We start from the raw sequence: 18,857 nt of genomic DNA, 5'->3' as shown, positions 1-18,857 counted from the left end.
ACCCGGCCTCGCGGCACCCGGCCGAGCGGCACCCGGCCGCGGGCACGGCGCGCGCATGACACCATCGACCCCGTGCTCGACATCGGCTACGCCCTCTCCCGCCGCTTCCCCGACCCGCCGCAGGCGGACTACCGCACCGCGGACGTCCGGGCGCTGCGGCACGACCTGTTCTGCGGGGACGTGTACCTGGCGGACACCAAGGCCGACCGGGAGCTGTCCACAGCCTGGGGATGGGTGCCGGTGCTCGACTTCGCCTGGGCGCTGTGCGACATCGTGGAGCGGATCGACCAGAACCCCATGGGCAGCAGGGCCGCGGTGCCGCAGCGCGCCGAGCTGGACTTCACCGAGTCCACCGACCGCATGCTCTTCGAGCGGCGCTTCGGCTGGGTCGACATCGACGCCGACTGGCTGGCCACGGACGAGCCGCCGCTCACCTTCTCGCACACCGAACTGCGCCGCGAGGCCCGGGACTTCCTGCACGACGTGGTGGCCGACCTGACCGACCTGCACGAGTCACTCGGCGAGAACCCGGCGATCTGGAACCTCCTCGCCACCTTCCCGCGCGTGCCCTGAGGGCGGCCCGTTCCCGCGCGTGCCCTGAGGGCGGCCCGCCGGGGCGATGTCACATCCGCGGGGGCCTGTTTCGTCGTACGGGTGAAGGTCCGGCGGCATCGGCGGATTCCGCCGGTCCCGCCGGACCCGGCCGCGCACCCGACGAAGGACGGAGCCCTCCCATGGCCCCCGCCACCAGCCCCCGCCCCCGCCACCGCGCCCCCCTCACCCTCAGCGTCGTCGGCGGCGGCTTCGCCGGGCTCACCGCCGCCATCGCCGCCGCCGAGGGCGGCGCCCGCGTCACCGTGTACGAGGCGCACGACACGCTCGGCGGCCGCGCCCGCACCGCCGAGGGCCCCTACCGCACCAACGAGGGCCCGCACGCGCTCTACAACGGCGGCCCCCACTGGACGTGGCTGCGCCAGCGCGACCTGATCGGCGAGCTCGCCCCGCTGCCGCCCCTGGAGGCGGCCCGCCTGCGCCTGCGCCACCACGGCGTCCTGCGCCGCACCCCGCCGCTCGCGATGCTGCGGCTGCTGCGCCGCGCGCCCGAACAGGCCCCGGTGGACGAGTCCTTCCTGACCTGGGCCACGCGCGAGGTGGGCGAGGAGGGGGCGCGCGCCGCCGCGCACTACACCGCCGTCGCCCTCTTCCACCACGACCCGGGCGCGCTGTCCGCCCGCTTCGTGCACACCCGCTTTCGCCGCGCGGCCAAGCTGCCGCCGGAGGCGCACTACCCGGCCGGCGGCTGGGCCTCCGTCATCGACCGGATGGCGGGCCGCGCCTGGAACCTGGGCGTCCGGGTGGAGACGCTGGCCCGCGTGCACGACGTCGACGAACTCGCCCGACGCGGGCCCGTCGTCGTGGCGACCTCGCTCGACGCCGCGCGGCACCTGTTGAAGGACGAGAGCCTGCGCGGGGAGAGCGGCCGCACCGCGCTCGTGGACCTGGCCCTTCGCTCGCGCCGCGGCGACCTGTTCGCGGTCTCCGACCTGGACGGCACCGGCTGGATAGAGCGTTTTACCGCCCAGGACCGCACCCTCGCCCCCGAGGGCGAGCAGCTGATCCAGGGACAGCTGCCGCTCGCCCCGGGCGAGTCGAAGGCGGACGGCGTTGCCCGCGCGGAACAGCTCCTCGACCTCGGCTTCCGCGGCTGGCGCGAGCGCCTGACCTGGCGGCGCGCGTCGGTGGCCAGCGGCCGCACCGGCGCCGTCGACCGCCCCGGCACGACCTGGCGCGACCGGCCCGCCGTGGACCGCGGCGACGGCGTGTTCCTGGCGGGCGACCAGGTGGCGGCGCCGGGGCTGCTCAGCGAGGTGTCCTTCAACAGCGCCGTCGAGGCGGTGTCCCTCGCCCTGACCGGCACCGGGCGCCCGGCCGCCACCACGCCCTGGGTTGACCTCAAGTCCGCTTGAGGTTGAAGAGTGGGGGCGCTGCCAGGCCCGGACCGCGTCCGGGCCCCGGAACCCACCAGGAGCCCTCATGCGCGCCATCCGCCTGCACGCCTTCGGCCCGGCCGAGAACCTCACGTACGAGACGGTCGCGGACCCGCGGCCGGGGCCCGGCCAGGTGCGGATCGCCGTCGCCGCGGCCGGGGTGCACCTGCTCGACACCGCGCTCCGCGGCGGCGACAAGGGCCCGGCGCCCGCGCTGCCCGAGCTGCCGACGGTCCCGGGCCGCGAGGTCGCGGGGACCGTCGAGTCCGTGGGCGAGGGCGTGGACCCCGCCCTGCTCGGCCGCCGCGTCGTCGCCCACATCGGCTTCGCCCCCGGCGGCTACGCCGAGCTGACGGTCACCGAGGCCGACCGCCTGCACGAACTCCCCGAGGGGCTCGGCTTCCCCGAGGCCGTCGCGCTCATCGGCACGGGCCGCACGACCATGGGCATCCTCCAGTTCGTGGAGCTCGGCCCGGACGCGGTGGTCGTGGTCCCGGCCGCGGCGGGCGGCATCGGCACGCTGCTCGTGCAGTACGCCAAGCACACCGGAGCCACGGTGATCGGGCTCGCGGGCGGCCCCGCCAAGGCGGCCCTCGTCCGGGCGAACGGCGCCGACCTGGCGGTGGACTACACCGATCCGGCGTGGCCCGAGCAGGTGCGCGCGTACCTCAAGGGCCTCGGCGACGGCGGCCGCGCCGCGACGGCCGTCCTCGACGGGGTCGGCGGCGACGCCGGGCGCGCCGCGGTGGACCTGCTCGGCCCCGGCGGCGTCCACGTCATCTTCGGCTGGTCGGCGGGGAAGGGCCCGGTGACCCTCACCGCCGCCGAGCTGACCGCGCGCGGCATCACCCAGGTCAGCCCGCTCGGCCCCGCCATGCTGGAGCGCGCGGGCGGCGACAACCCCCTGCGCACCCTGGAACTCGCCGCCCTGCGCGCCTACGCGACGGGCCACTTCACTCCCGCCGTCCAGACGTTCCCCCTGTCAGAGGCGTCCACGGCCCACCGGGCCCTGGAATCCCGCACGACGACGGGCAAGGTGGTCCTGCTGCCGAGTTTCAGCCCGTCCGGCGTTTGAGGACGAGGCGCGAAGCGCCAATATCGGTGAGCGGGGGAACGGGGGCAGCCGCACCCGGAGCGGGAAGGGGCGGGCCTGGGGCGCCACGCGAAAATCGGATGCCCGTACGGCCGTCGCGAACTACCGTCCGTCACATGGACTCCGCACCCCCCGGCCCCACCCCGTCCACGCCCCTCACCTTCCGCCCCCTCCCAGAAACCGACATCGACCGCGCCCTGGCCCTGGCCTACCTCGTCTTCCACGAAACCCCGGAGGACGAGAAGCGCAAACACCACCACGACGTCCTCCTGCGCTGCGAGCGCTACGGCGCCTACGACGGCGACACCCTGGTGGGCCTCCTCGCCGCGCACCCGTTCACGATGTCGGTGCCGGGCGGCGGCGAACTCCCCTGCCCGGGCGTCACGTTCGTCTCGGTGGCGCCCACGCACCGCCGCCGCGGCGTGCTCTCCGGCCTGATCGCCGCGCTGTTCGAGGCGTGCGCGGCGGACGGCCGCCCGCTGGCGGCGCTGTGGGCGTCCGAGGACGCGATCTACGGCCGCTTCGGCTTCGGCCCGGCCACGTACGGCAACACCATCGAGGTGAGCACCGAGCGCCCGCTGGCGCTGCGCGTCACCCCGGACGACGGTCCCCTGCGCCTGGTGGACCCGGCGGACGCCCCCGAGCTGCTCGGCGCGTACTACGACCGCACCCGCGCGGCCCGCGCGGGCCGCTTCGAGCGCACGCCGAGCTGGTGGCGCGAGGAGTGGATGGTCACGGAGGACGAGGACGACGACGACCTGTCGCCGCCCCGCGTGGTCGTCCTCGGCCACCCGAAGGCCACCGAAGCCACCAACGGCACCGACGCCACCGACCCCACGAACCAGGTGGCCGGATACGCGATCTACCGCACCAAGTCCCGCGACGACGCCCCCGGCCTGGTCCGCCTGGACGAGCTGGAGGCGGACACCCCCGAGGGCGCCGCCGCGCTGTGGCGCTATCTGGCCTCGATCGACCTGACGGGCCTGATCCGCGCCTGGGGCCGCCCGCTGGACGACCCGCTGCTGCTGTTCTCCGCCGACCGCGACCAGGTCCGCGTGACCGGCCAGTTCCCGGCCCTGCGGGTCCGCCTCGTCGACGCCCGCGCGGCGCTGCTCGCCCGCTCCTTCGCGGCCCCCGCCGACGTGGTCCTTGAGGTCACCGACAGCCGGATCCCCGCCAACGCGGGCCGCTTCCGCCTGACGGCCACGGGCGCCGAGGCGCCGTACGAAGCGACGTACGAACCGACCGACGCCCCGGCGGACCTCACCGTCGACACACGGGACCTCGCGTCGGCCTACCTCGGCGGCACCGACCTGCGCGCGTTCGTGCGCGCGGGCGTGGCCACCGAGCACACCCCGGGCGCGGCGGCGGCCCTGGACGCGGCACTCGCCACGCCCCTGGCCCCGCACACGGTCGAGGAGTTCTAACGACCGGCCGACGGGCCCTCGCCCAGCGCGGCGAGGGCCCCGTCGGTCAGCCGGTACACCGTCCACCCGTCCTGCGGCTTCGCGCCCAGCGACTCGTAGAAGGCGACGGACGGCGTGTTCCAGTCCAGGACGGACCACTCCAGGCGCTCGTAGCCGCGCTCGGCGCAGATCCGCGCCAGCTCCGTGAGCAGCGCCTTGCCGTGCCCGCCGCCGCGGGCCTCGGGGCGTACGTACAGGTCCTCCAGGTAGATCCCGTGGACGCCGCGCCAGGTCGAGAAGTTGAGGAACCACAGACAGAACCCGACGGGCTCGCCCGTCGCGTCGTCCTCGGCGACGTGCGCGAACGCGGCGGGCCGCGCCCCGAACAGCGCCTCGCGCAGCTGCTCCTCGGTGGCCCGCGCCTCGTGCGGCGCCTTCTCGTACGCGGCGAGCTCACGGATCATGGTGTGGATGAGGGGGATGTCGGCGGGTACGGCGGTACGAATCATGGACGCAGCAAGCCACGGGCCCCGTGCCCGGGTCAACCGGCGGCGCGGTGTCCGGGGCGGCCTGGCCGCGCTCCTGGCCCTGGGGCTCCTCGCGGGCTGCGTCGCGGACGACGGCCCCGCTGACGAGGGCGGCCGCGCCGTCCAGCTGAAGTTCTACGACCCCCAGGGCCGCGGCCAGCTCCTGTCCCCCGCCCGCGCCCGCGCCGTCTCGCACGGCGACGGCGGCTCCGACAGCGACGCCCTCGTCGACCCGCGCACCCTGCGCGTCCTCCAGGACTTCCCGCTGTACGAACAGGGGCGGCGCCTGCGCTTCGACCTGCCGGGCGCGCGGGCGGCCCTCGCCCTCAACTGGCCCACGGACCAGGGCTTCTCCACGGTGATCGTCGACAACGGCGGCGACGGCTTCGCCCGCGGCGGCACCGTCGTCTTCAACCACCTGGCCGCGCGGGACGCCAAGCGCCGCCTGGACGCGGCCCTGGCCGCCCGCCCCGCCTACCGGCGCTCGGACCGCTTCACCGCCGCCTACCGCGAGGCCGCGCGCGAACTGGCCCGCGCCGACCGGGCCACCACCGACGCGGGCCGGGGCGGCCACGGCCAGCGGGCCCTGAACGCGGTCGACGCGGCGTACGGACAGCTCCTGGAGGAGTACGGCCCGCGCGCCCGCCGCACCGGCGCGCCCTGGACGGGCGTGACCGCCGCCGACGCCCCAGACCCCCGCCGCTGGGCCCCGCTCGCGGCCGGTCTTACCCGCCCGCACGGCTGGGTCCGCCTCGTCTTCGACGCCGACGACGCCCCGGGCGAGCCCCTGCCCCGGCGCTACCGCGAGCAGGTGGCCGCCGCCCACGCCGCCGGTCTGAAGGTCCTCGGCCAGCCCGTCGACTCGGCGTACGCCAACGGCGCCGAGCGGCGCGACCTCGGCACCCGCGCGGGCTATCTGGCCCGTATCAAGCGGTACGTGGACGCCTTCCCCGAGATCGAGGCCTGGGAGATCGGCAACGAGGTCAACGGCTGCTGGACGGACGCGCGCACCACCAAGGACGGCGACTGCACGGACCGGCTCCTTCCGCCCGGCGACCGCATGCGGCACAAGGTCGCGGACGCGGCGGCGTACGTACGTCAGACGCGGCCGGACGCCCAGGTCGTCCTCACCCTCTACTGGCAGCTCGGCACGGACGCGGCCCGCTGGTCGGCGTTCACCTGGCCGCGCGCCAACCTGCCGCGCGCGGTCCGCGAGGACATCGACGTGGTGCTCCTGTCCAGCTGGATCGAGGACGCCCCGCTCGGCCTCGCCTTCGACCAGGTGATGACGCGGCTCGCGGCCGAGTTCCCCGGCCAGCGCGTCGGCCTCGGCGAGCTCGGCTACTTCAACGACGACACGTCCCGGTTCTACTGGGCCTTCGACAAGGCCGACCGGGACGCGGCCCGGCGGGCGGTGGCACGGCGGTACTACGCGGCGGCGCTCGGCTATCCGTCCAGCGTCGGCGGCACGTTCTGGTGGTACTTCGCGCAGGAGATGCCGCGCGACCGGGGGCTGCGGGAAGCGGTCCGCGAGGTCGCCGACCGGAGCCGCCGATGAGCGCCCGCGCCGCGCGCCTCGTACCGGCCCTGCTGCTCGTCGCGGCCCTGCTCACCGGCTGCGGGGACAGCGACCGACACGCCCCCGACCCCGAGTGGTGGTCGCCCGCCCCCGGCGAGGTCACCGACTGGGACTGGCAGATCAGCGAGCCCTACGACCTGTCGGCGCCCCGGCGGATGTACGACCTGGACCTGTTCGACCTGGCGCCCGAGGGCTCCGAACTCCGGTACGCCGACGGCGAGGTGATCGACGTACCGGCGGGCCCGCTCGCCGAGAAGGTCGCCGAACTGCACGCGCGCGAGCCCCGGCCGGTCGTGATCTGCTACGTCGACACCGGCGCGTACGAGCACTACCGCCCCGACGCGGCCCGCTTCCCCGGCCACGAGCGGCGCGCGCGGGACCTCCCGAACCGGCCCCTGCGCCCCGCGAAGGGCTCGGTGATCGGCTGGGACACCGGCTGGGGCGGCGAGCGCTGGCTCGACATCCGCGCGGGCTCACGCGGCGCCTTCGCCCCGCTGATCTGGGCCCGCCTCGACCTCGCCGCGCGCATGGGCTGCGACGGCGTGGAGCCCGACCAGAACAACCCGCGCGGCAACGACCCGGGCTTCCGCGTCCCGCTCGCCGACCAGCTGTCCTGGTACCGGGAGGTGGCGCGGCAGGCCCACGCGCGCGGGCTCTCCGTCGGCATGAAGAACGGGCACAACGAGCCCGGCACGGCGGCGAAACTCGTGGACCACTTCGACTGGGCGCTGCCCGAGGAGTGCGTGGAGTTCGACGAGTGCGGCGAGCTGCGGCCGTTCGTCGAGGCGGGCAAGGCGGTGTTCGCCGTGGACTACCGGTCGTCGGTGGCGAGCCCGGCGAAGGCCTGCGCCACCCACCGGCGCCACCGCCTGGACGGCCTGGTCAAGGACGAGCCGCCGACCGGGGCGTACCGCAAGGCGTGCCGCTGAGCGTCACCGGCCGAGCAGCCGCCGCGCGAGGACCAGGTCCTCCTGGGGCACCGGGCGGCCGTCCTCGATCTCCCACAGCGCGTTCTGCAGCACCCGGCCGAGCGTCCAGGCCAGGGCCCGGTCCCGGTCGAGGCCCAGGACCTCCGTCATGGCGTCGAAGCGCCAGCGCGCGTCGTCCGCGTCGAAGAGGTTGTTCAGGCCGGGCCACAGGTCGAAGCCGGGGTCGCCCGCCAGCGGCTTGGGGTCGATGGCTAGCCAGGGCTCGCGGTCGGCGGCGAGGACGTTGTCGAAGTGCAGGTCCCAGTGGAGCAGCCGGTCGCCGGGCTCGCCCACGACCTCCCGGACGGCGTCCGCGCACCGCTCGACGAGCGCCCGGTCGGCGGGGTCGGCGATGTCCTTCAGGGCGGCCGGGGCGTCGTCCAGCATCCGCCCCGCGATGTCGCCGAGGGTGCGCGTGCCCTCGGGCGCGGGCCCGGCCGTGAGCCGCGCGAGCAGCTCGGCGAGGACGACCACGGCCCGCCGGGTCTCGGCCTTCCCGGCCGCGGCGAACCGGGACAGCTCCCTGCCGTCACCGGCCCGCTCCAGGAGCATCGTGCCGTGCGCGCCGTCGTAGTCCAGGAGCCGCACCGCGCCGTCGCCGTCCCACACCCGCAGGGCGACCGGCTCGCCCTCGGTCTCCTCGTCGAGGACCTGGAACTTCACCACCGCCGGGGAGCCGTCGGCGCGCCGCACGGGCAGCACGAGCGCCGCCATGCCGTGCATGGGGTCGCCTGCCGGGGTCAGCTCCCAGCGCTCCAGGGTGCGCGCGGCCAACTCGGGCAGCCCGGCGACGAAGGCGCGGCCCGCCTCGCCCGCGTACAGGTGCTGGGACGCGACCAGCGCGCCGGGAACGCGAATCTCGATCACCGGCGCGACGCTACCGGCCCGCCCTCAACGGTTCAGCCGAATTGTTCCGGCCACGGACGGCCGGTTCACGAGGGCGGGCGGGCGCGCGCCCGAGTCCACGGCCCTGGTCAGGAGACCCCGGCCTTCTTCAGCTCCTTGGCGAACCCGGCCTCCTCGTACAGGGCGTCGCCGTCGCTCGACACCTTCTTGCCGTCGATGAAGACGGTCGGGGTGCCGGTGATGCCGTCGGCCTCGAAGGCCTTCATCGCGGTGCCGACCCACTTCTTGTACGTGCCGTTGGTGACGGCCTTCTCGAAGGCGGCGTCCCGCAGCCCGACCTTGCCGGCGATCTTCACCAGGAAGGCGGGCGTGAAACCGTCCTCGCTCTCCTCCGGCTGGTGGGCGAAGACAGCGGCGTGGAACTGCGGGAACTTGCCCGCGTCCACGGCGGCCCGCAGGGCGTTCGCGGCGTTCACCGAGCCGCTGCCGCCGAGGTTGTTGTCGAGGAACGAGGCGATCGTGTACTCGACCTTCACGTCACCGGCGACCAACGGCCGCACCAGCGCCCGCGCGCCGCCCTCCTCGAACTTCTTGCAGAAGGGGCAGCGCGGGTCCTCGTAGACCTTGACCGTGTGCTTCGCCTTCGGGTCCCCGACCGTGATCACGCCGCCGCGCACCGCCGCGGGCACCTTGGCGAGGTCCGCGGCGGACGGCTCGGAGGCCGACGTGGCCGGGGACTCCTTCACCTTCGTACCGCCGTTGTCGCTGTCGTCGTCGTTGCAGGCGGTCACGACGGCGCCGAGCAGCGCCACGGCAGCCACCGAGACAACCACGCGCCCGGCCTTGCGTACGGCCATGAGTAAGAGTCCTCCAGAATTTCGCACTGATGCCCCGTCGCACGACGGAGAGTTTCAAGCCCGCCCGGCGCCCGACAGCGAGCCCGCAGCGCGGTGTTCAAGCCCGCCCGGCGTTTGAGGGCGAGCGCGAAGCGCGACAAAGGGGACCAGGGGGCACCCTGACCCCCTGGTCAAGGCGCCCACGCCAGAAAAGGGCGCCCACGCCAGGAAAGAGCCCCCTGTCGGATTCGAACCGACGACCTTCGCTTTACAAGAGCGGCGCTCTGACCAGCTGAGCTAAGGAGGCGCGCACCAGCCGCCGCGCGGCCGTGCCCGTGCAGTGTAACCAACGGGACCCTCATCGCAGTCGAAAATCTCGTCGAAGGTCATCCGCTCCGGAGTGCTGACAGACCGGTGACCAGCGGGGTAGCGTCACGGGCAGTCCAGACGACTGGACTAGACCCATCCTTTACTCGGATCGTCCGGCACGTTCCTGCCGGTGAAGGGGGCCCTCACCATGGCCACTGTGACGTTCGACAAGGCGACCCGGATCTACCCGGGTTCCACCAAGCCCGCCGTAGACGGCCTCGAGATCGAGATCGAGGACGGGGAGTTCCTCGTCCTGGTCGGCCCGTCCGGCTGCGGCAAGTCCACCTCGCTGCGCATGCTCGCGGGCCTGGAGGACGTGAACGGCGGCGCCATCCGCATCGGCGACCGCGACGTCACGCACCTGCCGCCCAAGGACCGGGACATCGCCATGGTGTTCCAGAACTACGCGCTGTACCCGCACATGACGGTCGCCGCGAACATGGGCTTCGCCCTGAAGATCGCGGGCGTCGACAAGGCCACCATCCGGCAGAAGGTCGAGGAGGCCGCGAAGATCCTCGACCTCACCGAGTACCTGGACCGCAAGCCCAAGGCCCTCTCCGGCGGTCAGCGCCAGCGCGTCGCGATGGGCCGCGCCATCGTCCGCGAGCCGCAGGTCTTCCTCATGGACGAGCCGCTTTCGAACCTCGACGCCAAGCTCCGCGTCTCCACGCGCACGCAGATCGCCTCGCTCCAGCGCCGCCTCGGCATCACCACCGTGTACGTGACGCACGACCAGGTCGAGGCCATGACGATGGGCGACCGCGTCGCCGTCCTGAAGGACGGCCTGCTCCAGCAGGTCGACTCGCCGCGCAACATGTACGACCGCCCGGCCAACCTCTTCGTCGCGGGCTTCATCGGCTCCCCGGCGATGAACCTCGTCGAGGTCCCGATCACCGACGGCGGCGTGAAGTTCGGCAACTCGGTGGTGCCGGTGAGCCGCGAGGCGCTGTCGGCGGCCGCCGACAAGGGCGACCGCACCGTCACGGTCGGCGTCCGCCCCGAGCACTTCGACGTGGTCGAGCAGAACGGCGCCGCGGCCAAGTCCCTCTCCAAGGAGACCGAGGACGCCCCGGCCGGTCTCGCCGTGTCCGTGAACGTCGTCGAGGAGCTCGGCGCCGACGGCTACGTGTACGGCTCCGCCGAGGTCGGCGGCGAGCAGAAGGACCTCGTGGTCCGCGTGAACGGCCGCCAGGTGCCCGACAAGGGCGCCCAGCTGCACGTCGTGCCGCGGCCCGGCGAGACGCACGTGTTCTCGACGTCCACGGGCGAGCGCCTCAGCGACTGACCTCCCGGGGGAGGCGGGCCCGCACCCGCACCCCCGCCCCGGAGACCGCGAGGATCACCACCGCCCCGCCGTCAACCCGCACAGGGCCCCGCGCTACGGCGCGGGGCCTTTGGCATGCCGCCGGGACAACTCAACCCGTTGTCGACAAATACCCCGGCACATCGGTCATTTCGCCCCGTGTTCGTCAAGGCCCGTCACGGCAAACACCTTTTCCCATCCCTCGACCGGGTGACTAAATGTCGCCAAATCATCACCTAGCGCTACCCTCACTCGCGTGACACACACCGCCAACCACACCCAGAAGTCGCGCCGGGGCCACCGCGGCCCGGGGCGCCGCATCGGGCGCACGCTCGCCCTCGTCCTGCCGGTCGTCCTGGTGCTCTCCGGCACGCTCGCGGTCACCCGGGTCAACTGGTCCGGCAGCTCATCGGACTCGGTCCTCACCGCGTCCGCGGGCGACCTCTCCGCGCCCGCCAGGTCCCGCGCCCCGCAGCACGTCCTGCGCGACCGGCTGCTCCTGGAGCTCCAGGACAAGAACCCCGGCGTAGCCCTCACGCAGCTCCAGAAGGAGGTCGACCGGCACCCCTCGCTCGCCAAGCACTGCGTGTCCATCGCCCGCGCCCTCGGCCGCGCCGCCGTCCGCGCCTACGGCCCGACCCGCGCCCAGTCCTACGCGCGGCCGGTGTGCGACACCTCCTTCGCCGCGGGCGTCGCCGCCCACCACAACAGCTGAGGCGCGCCGGGCCGACCCCGGCCCCACCCCTAGCGCCCCCTGCCGCCGTCGGCCGCGTCGGAACCCTGCGCGCCCCAACGCGTAGGGTTCCGGCATGACCACCGGTGACCTCCCCACAGCACAGCCCACGCAGGCCGTCGTCCTGGCCGGTGGCCAGGGTTCCCGGCTGCGCCCGTACACCGACGACCGCCCCAAGCCCATGGTCGAGATCCCCGGCACGGGCACCCCGATCATCGGCCACCAGCTGGCCTGGCTGGCCGCCGAGGGCGTGACGGACGCGGTCATCTCCTGCGGCCACCTCGCCGAGGTGCTCCAGGAGTGGCTCGACTCCGCCGACCTGCCGCTGCGGGTCACCACCGTCGTCGAGAAGGAGCCGCTGGGCCGCGGCGGCGGCCTGAAGTACGCGGCCAAGCACCTGCCGCACGCCGACCGGCCCTGGTACGCGACCAACGGCGACATCTGGACCCGCTTCTCGCTGCGCGACATGGCGGCCTTCCACAGCGAGCGCGACGCCACCGCCACCCTCGCCCTGGCCCGCCCCCGCATCCCCTGGGGCGCCGTCGAGACCGACCGCTTCGGCCACATCACGGACTTCATCGAGGCCCCGCCGTCGCCGTACCTCATCAACGCGGGCGTGTACGTCTTCTCCGCCGGGTTCACCGCGCTCCTGCCGGACCTCGGCGACCACGAGCGGACCACGTTCCCGCGCCTGGCCCGCGAGAAGCGCCTCGCGGGCTTCCCGCTGCCGCAGGGCGCGTACTGGCGCGCCATCGACACGGCCAAGGACCTCACGGAAGCGGCCAAGGAACTCGCGGCCCAGCGCGCCTGAGCGCGCCACGCTCCGTCCGGTGCGCGGACAGCGCGAGGGCCCCGCACACAGATCGTGTGCGGGGCCCTCGTCGTGCCGGGGTCAGCCCAGGACGCCGCCCAGCAGCCCCGGGCGGCCGCCGCTGCCGCCGGAGCCGGAGCCGCCCGTGGAGCCGCCGGTGGAGCCGCCAGAGCCGCCCGAACCGCCGGTGGTGCCGCCGCTCGTGGTGCCGCCGCTGGAGGTGGGGCCGCTGGTGGCGGCGGGCGGGCGCTCCTGGGTGGGCGCGGGCTGCTGCTGCGCCGGGGCCTGCTCGCCGGTGCCCTGCGTCGCGCTCGGCTGGCTGCCCGTGCCGCTGGCCGCCCCGCCCGTCTCGCGCGCGGCGTCCGGGGTGCCAGGGCCGCCGGCTTCCGTGGGGCTCGCCGTGCTGCCCTGCGTCGGCGCGTCGGCGGACGCCGAGGGGCCGCGGGTGCTCCCGCCGCGCTCGCGCCGCCCTTCGGGGTCCCCCGGCAGCGGGGAGCCCGGCAGTTCGTTGCGCGGCGCCTCGCCAGGACCCGGCACCGTCACGCGGTCCGCGTCCCGCACCGCGCCGCCGAGCAGCGAGCCGAGCAGCAGCGTCAGACCGACGACGACGGTGCCGACCAGGGCGCCCCTGCGCAGCACGCGCCGCCTGAGCTCCCACAGCGCCGCGCGCGGCCCGAGGGTGCGCCAGGCCTCGCCGGAGAGCCGGGCGTCGATCGAGTACACCGGGGCGCCCGCGATGATCAGCGGCGACCAGGCGGCGAGGTAGATGATGTCCGGCGCGTCATAGGCCGGGACGGTCTTCCAGCTGACCGTCACGAGCAGCGCCACCGACAACAGCATCCCGATCCCGGCGGCGAGCCGCTGCCAGAGCCCCAGCACGGTCAGGACGCCGACGATGACCTGGAGGAAGGCGATGACGAGCCCGGCGCCGACCGGGTGCTGCAGCGCCCAGTCCCGCAGCGGCTCGGCGAGCGCCCAAGGGTGCAGCGAGTTCAGCCACTTGACCATGGACCCGCGCTCGCCGCCGTCGAAGTAGACGGGGTCGCAGAGCTTGCCCATGCCCGCGTAGATGGAGATGAACCCGAGGAAGACGCGCAGCGGGAGCAGCACCACGCCGAGGTTGAGACGGCGCCCCGGGTAGTACGCGTGCCGCACCCCGTTCGGCGACTTGGCCCGGCGCCGCTCGCCGTCCCGGTCGTCCTCGCCGTCGTAGCCGTCGTCGTACGCGTCGTAGCCGTCCGCGCCGCCGACGCCGCGCTGACCGCCGTACGCGGCCTCGTCGGCGCGCGCTTCGTCGTCGGCGCTGCCCGGCATGCGCATCTGCGGGAGCAGCCGGGTGCGGCCGTCGTCGCGCGGGCCGCCCACGGCGGGCGTCTGGACGGTGTCCTCGTACCGCGGGTCGACGTCGACGCGCGGGATGACCTGCGTGGCACCGCCGTCGTCGAAGCCGTCGCGGGAGCCGCCCGGGCCCTCGGCGCCGCCGCCGTCAGCCGAACGGCGGCGCACCCCGCTGCCGCGCACCGCCTGCAGCAGTCCGCCCGCGCCGGGGTCGCCGGGATCGGACTTCCCGCTCCAGACGACCGGCGCGCGCCGACGCGCCGCACCACCGCCCGCGCCGACGGCCGGCATGCGCACGGTGTCCTCGGCGGCGCTCAAGTGGCGGGCGACGCGCGTCGATTGGGTCCGCCCCGCGGTGGGGAGCTGGACGCGGAAGCTCGCGTGATTGACGATGACCTGCGCGGGGTCGCAGGGCACCTTCACCATGCTCAGCGCTGGGGTGTTGTCGTCGAACCCTGACGAGCGGCCCCCCGTGGGTGTGCGGGGTGTTCTGGTGTCCACACTCATCTAACCGAGTGACGCGAGGTTTGGACACTGCCTTGACCTCCGGGATCTGTCCGGACTCCGTCAAGGCGTTCCCCCACGCGCCCGCCCTCACCGCGCTGCGCGCGCGTCCTCAAACGCCGGTTTTAGCCCGTCCGGCGTTTGAGGACGAGGCGCGCAGCGCCGATAAAGCCGGGTCAGCGACGCCGCCGCGCGGCCTCGTACAGGACGACGCCCGCCGCCACACCAGCGTTCAACGACTCCGCCCCACCCGGCATAGGGATGCGCACCCGGAAGTCGCAGGTCTCCCCGACGAGCCGGGAGAGCCCCTTGCCCTCGCTGCCCACGACGATGACGACGGGCCCGCCCAGGGCTTCGAGGTCACCGATCTCGTGCTCGCCGTCGGCGGCGAGGCCGACCACGACGACGCCCGCCTTCTGGTACGCCTCAAGGGCCCGCGTCAGATTCGTGGCCCGCGCGACCGGCGTGCGCGCCGCCGTGCCCGCCGACGTCTTCCACGCGCCCGCGGTCATCCCGGCGGCCCGCCGCTCGGGCACGACCACGCCGTGGCCGCCGAACGCCGAGACGGAGCGCACGACGGCGCCCAGGTTCCGCGGGTCGGTGACGCCGTCGAGCGCGACGATGAGCGGGTCCTCGCCCTCGTCGTACGCGGCGGCGGCCAGGTCCTCCGGGTGCGCGTACTCGTACGGCGGGACCTGGAGGACCAGGCCCTGGTGGTTGAGGCCGTTGGTCATGCGGTCCAGCTCGGGGCGCGGGGCCTCCATCAGGTGGATGTTGCCGCGCTCACCCGCGAGCCGCAGGGCGTCCCGGACGCGCTCGTCGTTGTCGATGAACTGCTGCACGTACAGCGTCGTCGCGGGCACGCCGTCACGCAGCGCCTCGAACACCGGGTTGCGCCCGACGACCATCTCGGACGTGCCCTTGGGGCCGCCACGGCGCTGCTGCGGCCTGCCCTGCGCGCGCCGCGCCTGGGCCTGCGCGATCCGCTGCTTGGCGTGTCCCTTGCGCATCTCGGCGGGCGGCGTCGGCCCCTTGCCTTCGAGGGCCCGGCGCCGCTTGCCACCGCTGCCGATCTGCGCGCCCTTCTTGCCGGACATGCGGCGGTTGTTAGCGGCCATGACCTACCCGTCTGTGTGAAGCGTGGCCGTGTACGCGATCGGCGTACACGGCGCGAATCCAAAAAGTCGTACCTATGTCGTACATGAAGTGTGCCGCCCAGTGGCCCGGGCGGCACATTCACAGGTCCCGCTCGCCGGTCCGCTAGTGCGATCCGAGCGTCCAGCGCGGCCCCGAAGGGCTGTCCTCGATGGCGAGGCCCGCCTGGCCGAGCCGGTCGCGGATGGCGTCGGCGGTCGCCCAGTCCTTGCGCCCGCGGGCGGCCTCGCGCTGTTCGAGCAGGAGGCGGACCAGGGTGTCCACGACGCCGCGCAGCTCCTCGCCGTCGGCATCGGCGGCGCCCGCCCAGTGCGGGTCGAGCGGGTCGAGGCCGAGGACGCCGAGCATGGCCCGCACCTCGGCGAGGCGCGCCACGGCGGCCTCCTTGTCGTCGGCGGCCAGCGCCGAGTTGCCCTGCCGGACGGTGGTGTGGACGATCGCGAGCGCCTGCGGGACGCCCAGGTCGTCGTCCATCGCCTCGGCGAACGCGGGCGGCACCTCGGCGGCGGGCTCCACGACGCCCCCGGCGAGCTCCACCACGCGCTGGAGGAAGCCCTCGATGCGGGCGAACGCCGCCTCGGCCTCGCGCAGGGCCTCCTCGCTGTACTCGATCATCGAGCGGTAGTGCGGGGTGCCCAGGTAGTAGCGCAGGACGATGGGGCGCCAGCGCTTGACCATCTCGGAGACGAGCACCGAGTTGCCGAGCGACTTGGACATCTTCTCGCCGCTCATGGTGACCCAGGCGTTGTGCACCCAGTACGTCGCGAAGTCGTCGCCGAAGGCCTTGGCCTGGGCGATCTCGTTCTCGTGGTGCGGGAAGATCAGGTCGATGCCGCCGCCGTGGATGTCGAAGGCGCTGCCCAGGTACTTGTGGGCCATCGCCGAGCACTCCAGGTGCCAGCCGGGGCGGCCGCGGCCGAAGGGCGTGTCCCAGGCGGGCTCGCCCGGCTTGACGGCCTTCCACATGGCGAAGTCGCGCGGGTCGCGCTTGCCGGTGATGCCCTCCTCGGCGGGCTGCTGCATCTTGTCCAGGTCCTGGCGCGACAGCTCCAGGTACGCGGGCCAGGAGCGCACGTCGAAGTAGACGCTGCCGTCGGCCTCGTAGGCGTGGCCGCGGTCGATGAGGCCGCGCATCATCTCGACCATCTCGGTGACGTGGCCGGTGGCGCGGGGCTCGTAGGTGGGCGGCAGGCAGCCGAGGGCGTCGTAGCCGTCGTTGAAGGCGCGCTCGTTCTCGTAGCCGATGGACCACCAGGGGCGGTCCTGGTCCGCGGACTTCCGGATGATCTTGTCGTCGATGTCCGTGACGTTGCGGATGAACGTCACGTCGTAGCCGCGGTACGCGAACCAGCGGCGCATGATGTCGAAGTTCAGGCCCGACCGGATGTGCCCGATGTGCGGGGCAGCCTGCACCGTGGCGCCACACAGGTAGATCGAGACACAGCCCGGGGTCAGGGGCTGGAAGTCACGGATCTGCCGGGCGCTGGTGTCGTACAGGCGAATCGTCACCACTCCAGGGTAGTGGGCGCAGGGCAGTGCCCCGCGCCCCCTGGGGACACGGGGCACGAACCGTGACGTTCGGGTCCGTCAGACGCGCCCGACGACCTTGCGGGGCGTCACGCGGACGACCACGCGGGGGGCGTCGTCCTTGGACGCCGGGTTGAAGTCGGCGTAGTCCTTGCCCGTGTACTTGCGGGACAGCTCGTCGATCAGCTCCTGGCCGCCCTCGGTGGTCAGCTGGGCGGTGCCCCGGATCTCCGCGTACGTGTAGGGGGCGTCGAAGGGCTGGAGGAGCACCGTCACGCGCGGGTCGCGGCGCAGGTTCTTCTCCTTCTGCCGCCCGAGGGTGGTGGAGATGAGGACGTCGTCGCCGTCGCGCTTCACCCAGACCGGTGAGAGCTGGGGGCTGCCGTCGGGCTGGATGGTGGCGACGGTGACGAAGACCGGCGTGTCGAGCAGGGACTTGAGGTCATCGGACAGTGCGGCGGACATGGCTCACTCCTCGGCCTGGTTGATCGCTGGACGAGTCGTAGCCCTACCGGATCGCGCGAGTCCGCACCATGGGGCGGGGCGGGTTTCGGACGGCTCTCAGCCCGTACGGACCACGAGTGCCGTCGCGATGCCGACGAGCCCGTCGCCGCGGCCGGGGAAGCCGAGGCCGTCCGTGGTGGCGCCGGAGACGGAGACGGGGGCGCCGACCGCGTCCGAGAGGACCTTCTGGGCCTCCTCGCGCCGCTTGCCGATCTTCGGCCGGTCTCCGATCACCTGAACGGAGACGTTGCCGATGGTGAACCCGGCCTCGCGGACGATCCTGGCGGCCTCCGTGAGCAGCGTGAGCCCCGAGGCCCCGGCCCACTGGGGCCGCCCGGTGCCGAAGTGGGCGCCGAGGTCGCCGAGGCCCGCCGCGGAGAACAGGGCGTTGCAGGCGGCGTGCGCGACGACATCCGCGTCGGAGTGCCCGGCGAGCCCGGGCCCCTCGCCCTCCCACTTCAGCCCGGCGCACCACAGCTCACGGCCCTCTTCGAAGGCGTGCACATCGGTGCCGATGCCGACCTGCGGCAGCGGGTACGGGAACGGCGGGGCCGGCGCCGGGGCCGCCGGGGTCGGCTCAGAAGCCATCGTTGGCCCTCCTGCGCGCGAGCACGGCCTCGGCGAGCACCAGGTCGAGCGGCCGCGTCACCTTGAACGCCTCCTCGTGCCCGGGTACGAGCACCACCGGCTCCCCGAGGCGCTCCACGAGCCCCGCGTCGTCCGTGGCGCCCTCGCCCTCGACGTCGGCCCGGTGGGCGCGAAGCAGCGTCGCCAGGTCGAAGCCCTGCGGCGTCTGCACGGCGCGCAGGCGGGACCGCTCGGGGGTGGCGAGGACGGGCTCGGGTTCGCCGGGGGCGGCGGGCTCGACCTCCTTGACGGTGTCGGCGACCGGCAGCGCGGGGACCACGGCGGGCGCCCCGTCGCGGACGGCCTCGATGACGCCGTCGACGGTGTCGACGGGCACCAGGGGGCGGGCCGCGTCGTGCACGAGGACGATGCCGATGTCGGCCGGCAGCGCGTCCAGGCCGAGCCGCACGGACTCCTGGCGGGTGGCGCCGCCGGGCACCACGAGGAAGTCGGTGCGCTCGGGCAGGGCGTGGTCGTCGAGCAGCGTCTTGACCTCCGCCGCGCCGTCCGGCGGGGCGACGACCACGACGAGCGACACGGCGCGGGATGCGGCCATGGCGCGTACGGCGTGGATGAGCATCGGCGTGCCGCTGAGGGCGCGCAGGGCCTTGGGGGCGCCGGGGCCGAGGCGTACGCCGCGTCCGGCGGCGGGGATCACGGCCGCGGTGCGGGGGGTTACGTCAGACATCGGTTCCGTTCAGGTTTGTGCGCTCGGTTGACATGGGTATGGCCACACCGTGCCG

The 18,857-nt window shown here is 74.2% G+C and carries 18 protein-coding genes and 1 tRNA gene; 9 read left to right on the top strand and 10 right to left on the bottom strand.

Translation table 11 applies throughout. The annotated features are described in order from the left end of the window. Positions 1-72: 72 nt before the first annotated feature. The 4 genes from AC07A4_RS19465 (at position 73) to AC07A4_RS19450 (ending at position 4,508) form a co-directional block, all read left to right on the top strand. The gene (locus tag AC07A4_RS19465) at positions 73-573 is read left to right on the top strand and encodes a hypothetical protein (protein ID WP_478600048.1); all 501 of its coding nucleotides are present in this window, start codon (positions 73-75) and stop codon (positions 571-573) included. A gap of 161 nt (positions 574-734) precedes the next feature. Next, positions 735-1,967: an FAD-dependent oxidoreductase gene (locus tag AC07A4_RS19460; RefSeq protein ID WP_478600045.1), complete on the top strand. Its 1,233-nt coding sequence runs from the start codon at positions 735-737 to the stop codon at positions 1,965-1,967. Between the two features lie 67 nt (positions 1,968-2,034). Further along, complete coding sequence (locus AC07A4_RS19455; protein ID WP_478600043.1) at positions 2,035-3,063, top strand: zinc-binding dehydrogenase; 1,029 nt, start codon at positions 2,035-2,037, stop codon at positions 3,061-3,063. Positions 3,064-3,197: 134 nt separating this feature from the next. Beyond that, positions 3,198-4,508: a GNAT family N-acetyltransferase gene (locus tag AC07A4_RS19450; protein WP_478600040.1), complete on the top strand. Its 1,311-nt coding sequence runs from the start codon at positions 3,198-3,200 to the stop codon at positions 4,506-4,508. Here the strand turns inward: AC07A4_RS19450 and AC07A4_RS19445 are convergent. Then, on the bottom strand, positions 4,505-4,996 hold the full coding sequence (locus AC07A4_RS19445) for an N-acetyltransferase family protein (RefSeq protein WP_478600038.1): 492 nt from the start codon (positions 4,994-4,996) through the stop codon (positions 4,505-4,507). The genes AC07A4_RS19450 and AC07A4_RS19445 overlap by 4 nt on opposite strands. Here AC07A4_RS19445 and AC07A4_RS19440 point away from each other — a divergent pair. Beyond that, positions 4,995-6,572 carry a hypothetical protein gene (locus AC07A4_RS19440; protein ID WP_478600036.1) on the top strand — a complete coding sequence of 526 codons (1,578 nt, stop codon included), beginning with the start codon at positions 4,995-4,997 and terminating at the stop codon, positions 6,570-6,572. The two genes, AC07A4_RS19445 and AC07A4_RS19440, sit on opposite strands and share 2 nt — an antisense overlap. Beyond that, entirely contained in the window at positions 6,569-7,522 is a 954-nt protein-coding gene (locus AC07A4_RS19435) for an endo alpha-1,4 polygalactosaminidase (protein WP_478600034.1), read from the top strand. The genes AC07A4_RS19440 and AC07A4_RS19435 overlap by 4 nt, the downstream gene beginning before the upstream one ends. A gap of 3 nt (positions 7,523-7,525) precedes the next feature. Here the strand turns inward: AC07A4_RS19435 and AC07A4_RS19430 are convergent, their stop codons facing one another. The 3 genes from AC07A4_RS19430 to AC07A4_RS19420 form a co-directional block, all read right to left on the bottom strand. Beyond that, a complete protein-coding gene (locus AC07A4_RS19430; RefSeq protein WP_478600032.1) occupies positions 7,526-8,428 on the bottom strand; it encodes an aminoglycoside phosphotransferase family protein in 903 nt (300 codons plus the stop codon). 107 nt (positions 8,429-8,535) lie between these two features. Continuing rightward, complete coding sequence (locus tag AC07A4_RS19425) at positions 8,536-9,264, bottom strand: DsbA family protein (RefSeq protein ID WP_478600030.1); 729 nt, start codon at positions 9,262-9,264, stop codon at positions 8,536-8,538. Between the two features lie 212 nt (positions 9,265-9,476). Beyond that, a tRNA-Thr gene (locus AC07A4_RS19420) sits at positions 9,477-9,550 on the bottom strand. Between the two features lie 210 nt (positions 9,551-9,760). On the opposite strand from AC07A4_RS19420, the gene AC07A4_RS19415 reads away from it, so the two are divergent. The 3 genes from AC07A4_RS19415 to AC07A4_RS19405 all read left to right on the top strand — a co-directional run bounded on the left by AC07A4_RS19415 (position 9,761) and on the right by AC07A4_RS19405 (position 12,459). Beyond that, the gene (locus AC07A4_RS19415; RefSeq protein ID WP_478600027.1) at positions 9,761-10,897 is read left to right on the top strand and encodes an ABC transporter ATP-binding protein; all 1,137 of its coding nucleotides are present in this window, start codon (positions 9,761-9,763) and stop codon (positions 10,895-10,897) included. A 274-nt stretch (positions 10,898-11,171) separates the two neighbouring features. Further along, complete coding sequence (locus tag AC07A4_RS19410) at positions 11,172-11,630, top strand: hypothetical protein (protein WP_478600024.1); 459 nt, start codon at positions 11,172-11,174, stop codon at positions 11,628-11,630. Between the two features lie 94 nt (positions 11,631-11,724). Further along, a complete protein-coding gene (locus AC07A4_RS19405; protein WP_478600021.1) occupies positions 11,725-12,459 on the top strand; it encodes a nucleotidyltransferase family protein in 735 nt (244 codons plus the stop codon). A gap of 81 nt (positions 12,460-12,540) precedes the next feature. Here the strand turns inward: AC07A4_RS19405 and AC07A4_RS19400 are convergent, their stop codons facing one another. The 6 genes from AC07A4_RS19400 to ispD all read right to left on the bottom strand — a co-directional run bounded on the left by AC07A4_RS19400 (position 12,541) and on the right by ispD (position 18,802). Continuing rightward, positions 12,541-14,298 (bottom strand): DoxX family protein, encoded by a 1,758-nt coding sequence (locus tag AC07A4_RS19400; RefSeq protein WP_478601032.1) that lies wholly within the window; start codon positions 14,296-14,298, stop codon positions 12,541-12,543. A 179-nt stretch (positions 14,299-14,477) separates the two neighbouring features. Next, entirely contained in the window at positions 14,478-15,419 is a 942-nt protein-coding gene (rlmB, locus tag AC07A4_RS19395) for a 23S rRNA (guanosine(2251)-2'-O)-methyltransferase RlmB (protein WP_478600018.1), read from the bottom strand. A 142-nt stretch (positions 15,420-15,561) separates the two neighbouring features. Further along, complete coding sequence (gene cysS, locus AC07A4_RS19390) at positions 15,562-16,965, bottom strand: cysteine--tRNA ligase (RefSeq protein ID WP_478600015.1); 1,404 nt, start codon at positions 16,963-16,965, stop codon at positions 15,562-15,564. Positions 16,966-17,043: 78 nt separating this feature from the next. Then, positions 17,044-17,448, bottom strand: a complete 405-nt coding sequence (locus AC07A4_RS19385) for a PPOX class F420-dependent oxidoreductase (protein ID WP_478600012.1) — start codon at positions 17,446-17,448, stop codon at positions 17,044-17,046. Between the two features lie 96 nt (positions 17,449-17,544). After that, complete coding sequence (ispF, locus tag AC07A4_RS19380) at positions 17,545-18,075, bottom strand: 2-C-methyl-D-erythritol 2,4-cyclodiphosphate synthase (RefSeq protein WP_478600009.1); 531 nt, start codon at positions 18,073-18,075, stop codon at positions 17,545-17,547. Then, positions 18,065-18,802: a 2-C-methyl-D-erythritol 4-phosphate cytidylyltransferase gene (gene ispD, locus AC07A4_RS19375; RefSeq protein ID WP_478600007.1), complete on the bottom strand. Its 738-nt coding sequence runs from the start codon at positions 18,800-18,802 to the stop codon at positions 18,065-18,067. The genes ispF and ispD overlap by 11 nt, the downstream gene beginning before the upstream one ends. Between the last annotated feature and the right edge of the window lie 55 nt (positions 18,803-18,857).

Source organism: Streptomyces sp. NPDC043996, assembly GCF_056435225.1.
The sequence above is the reverse complement of the archived record's forward strand: the minus strand, read 5'-3'. Positions and strand labels throughout refer to the sequence as shown.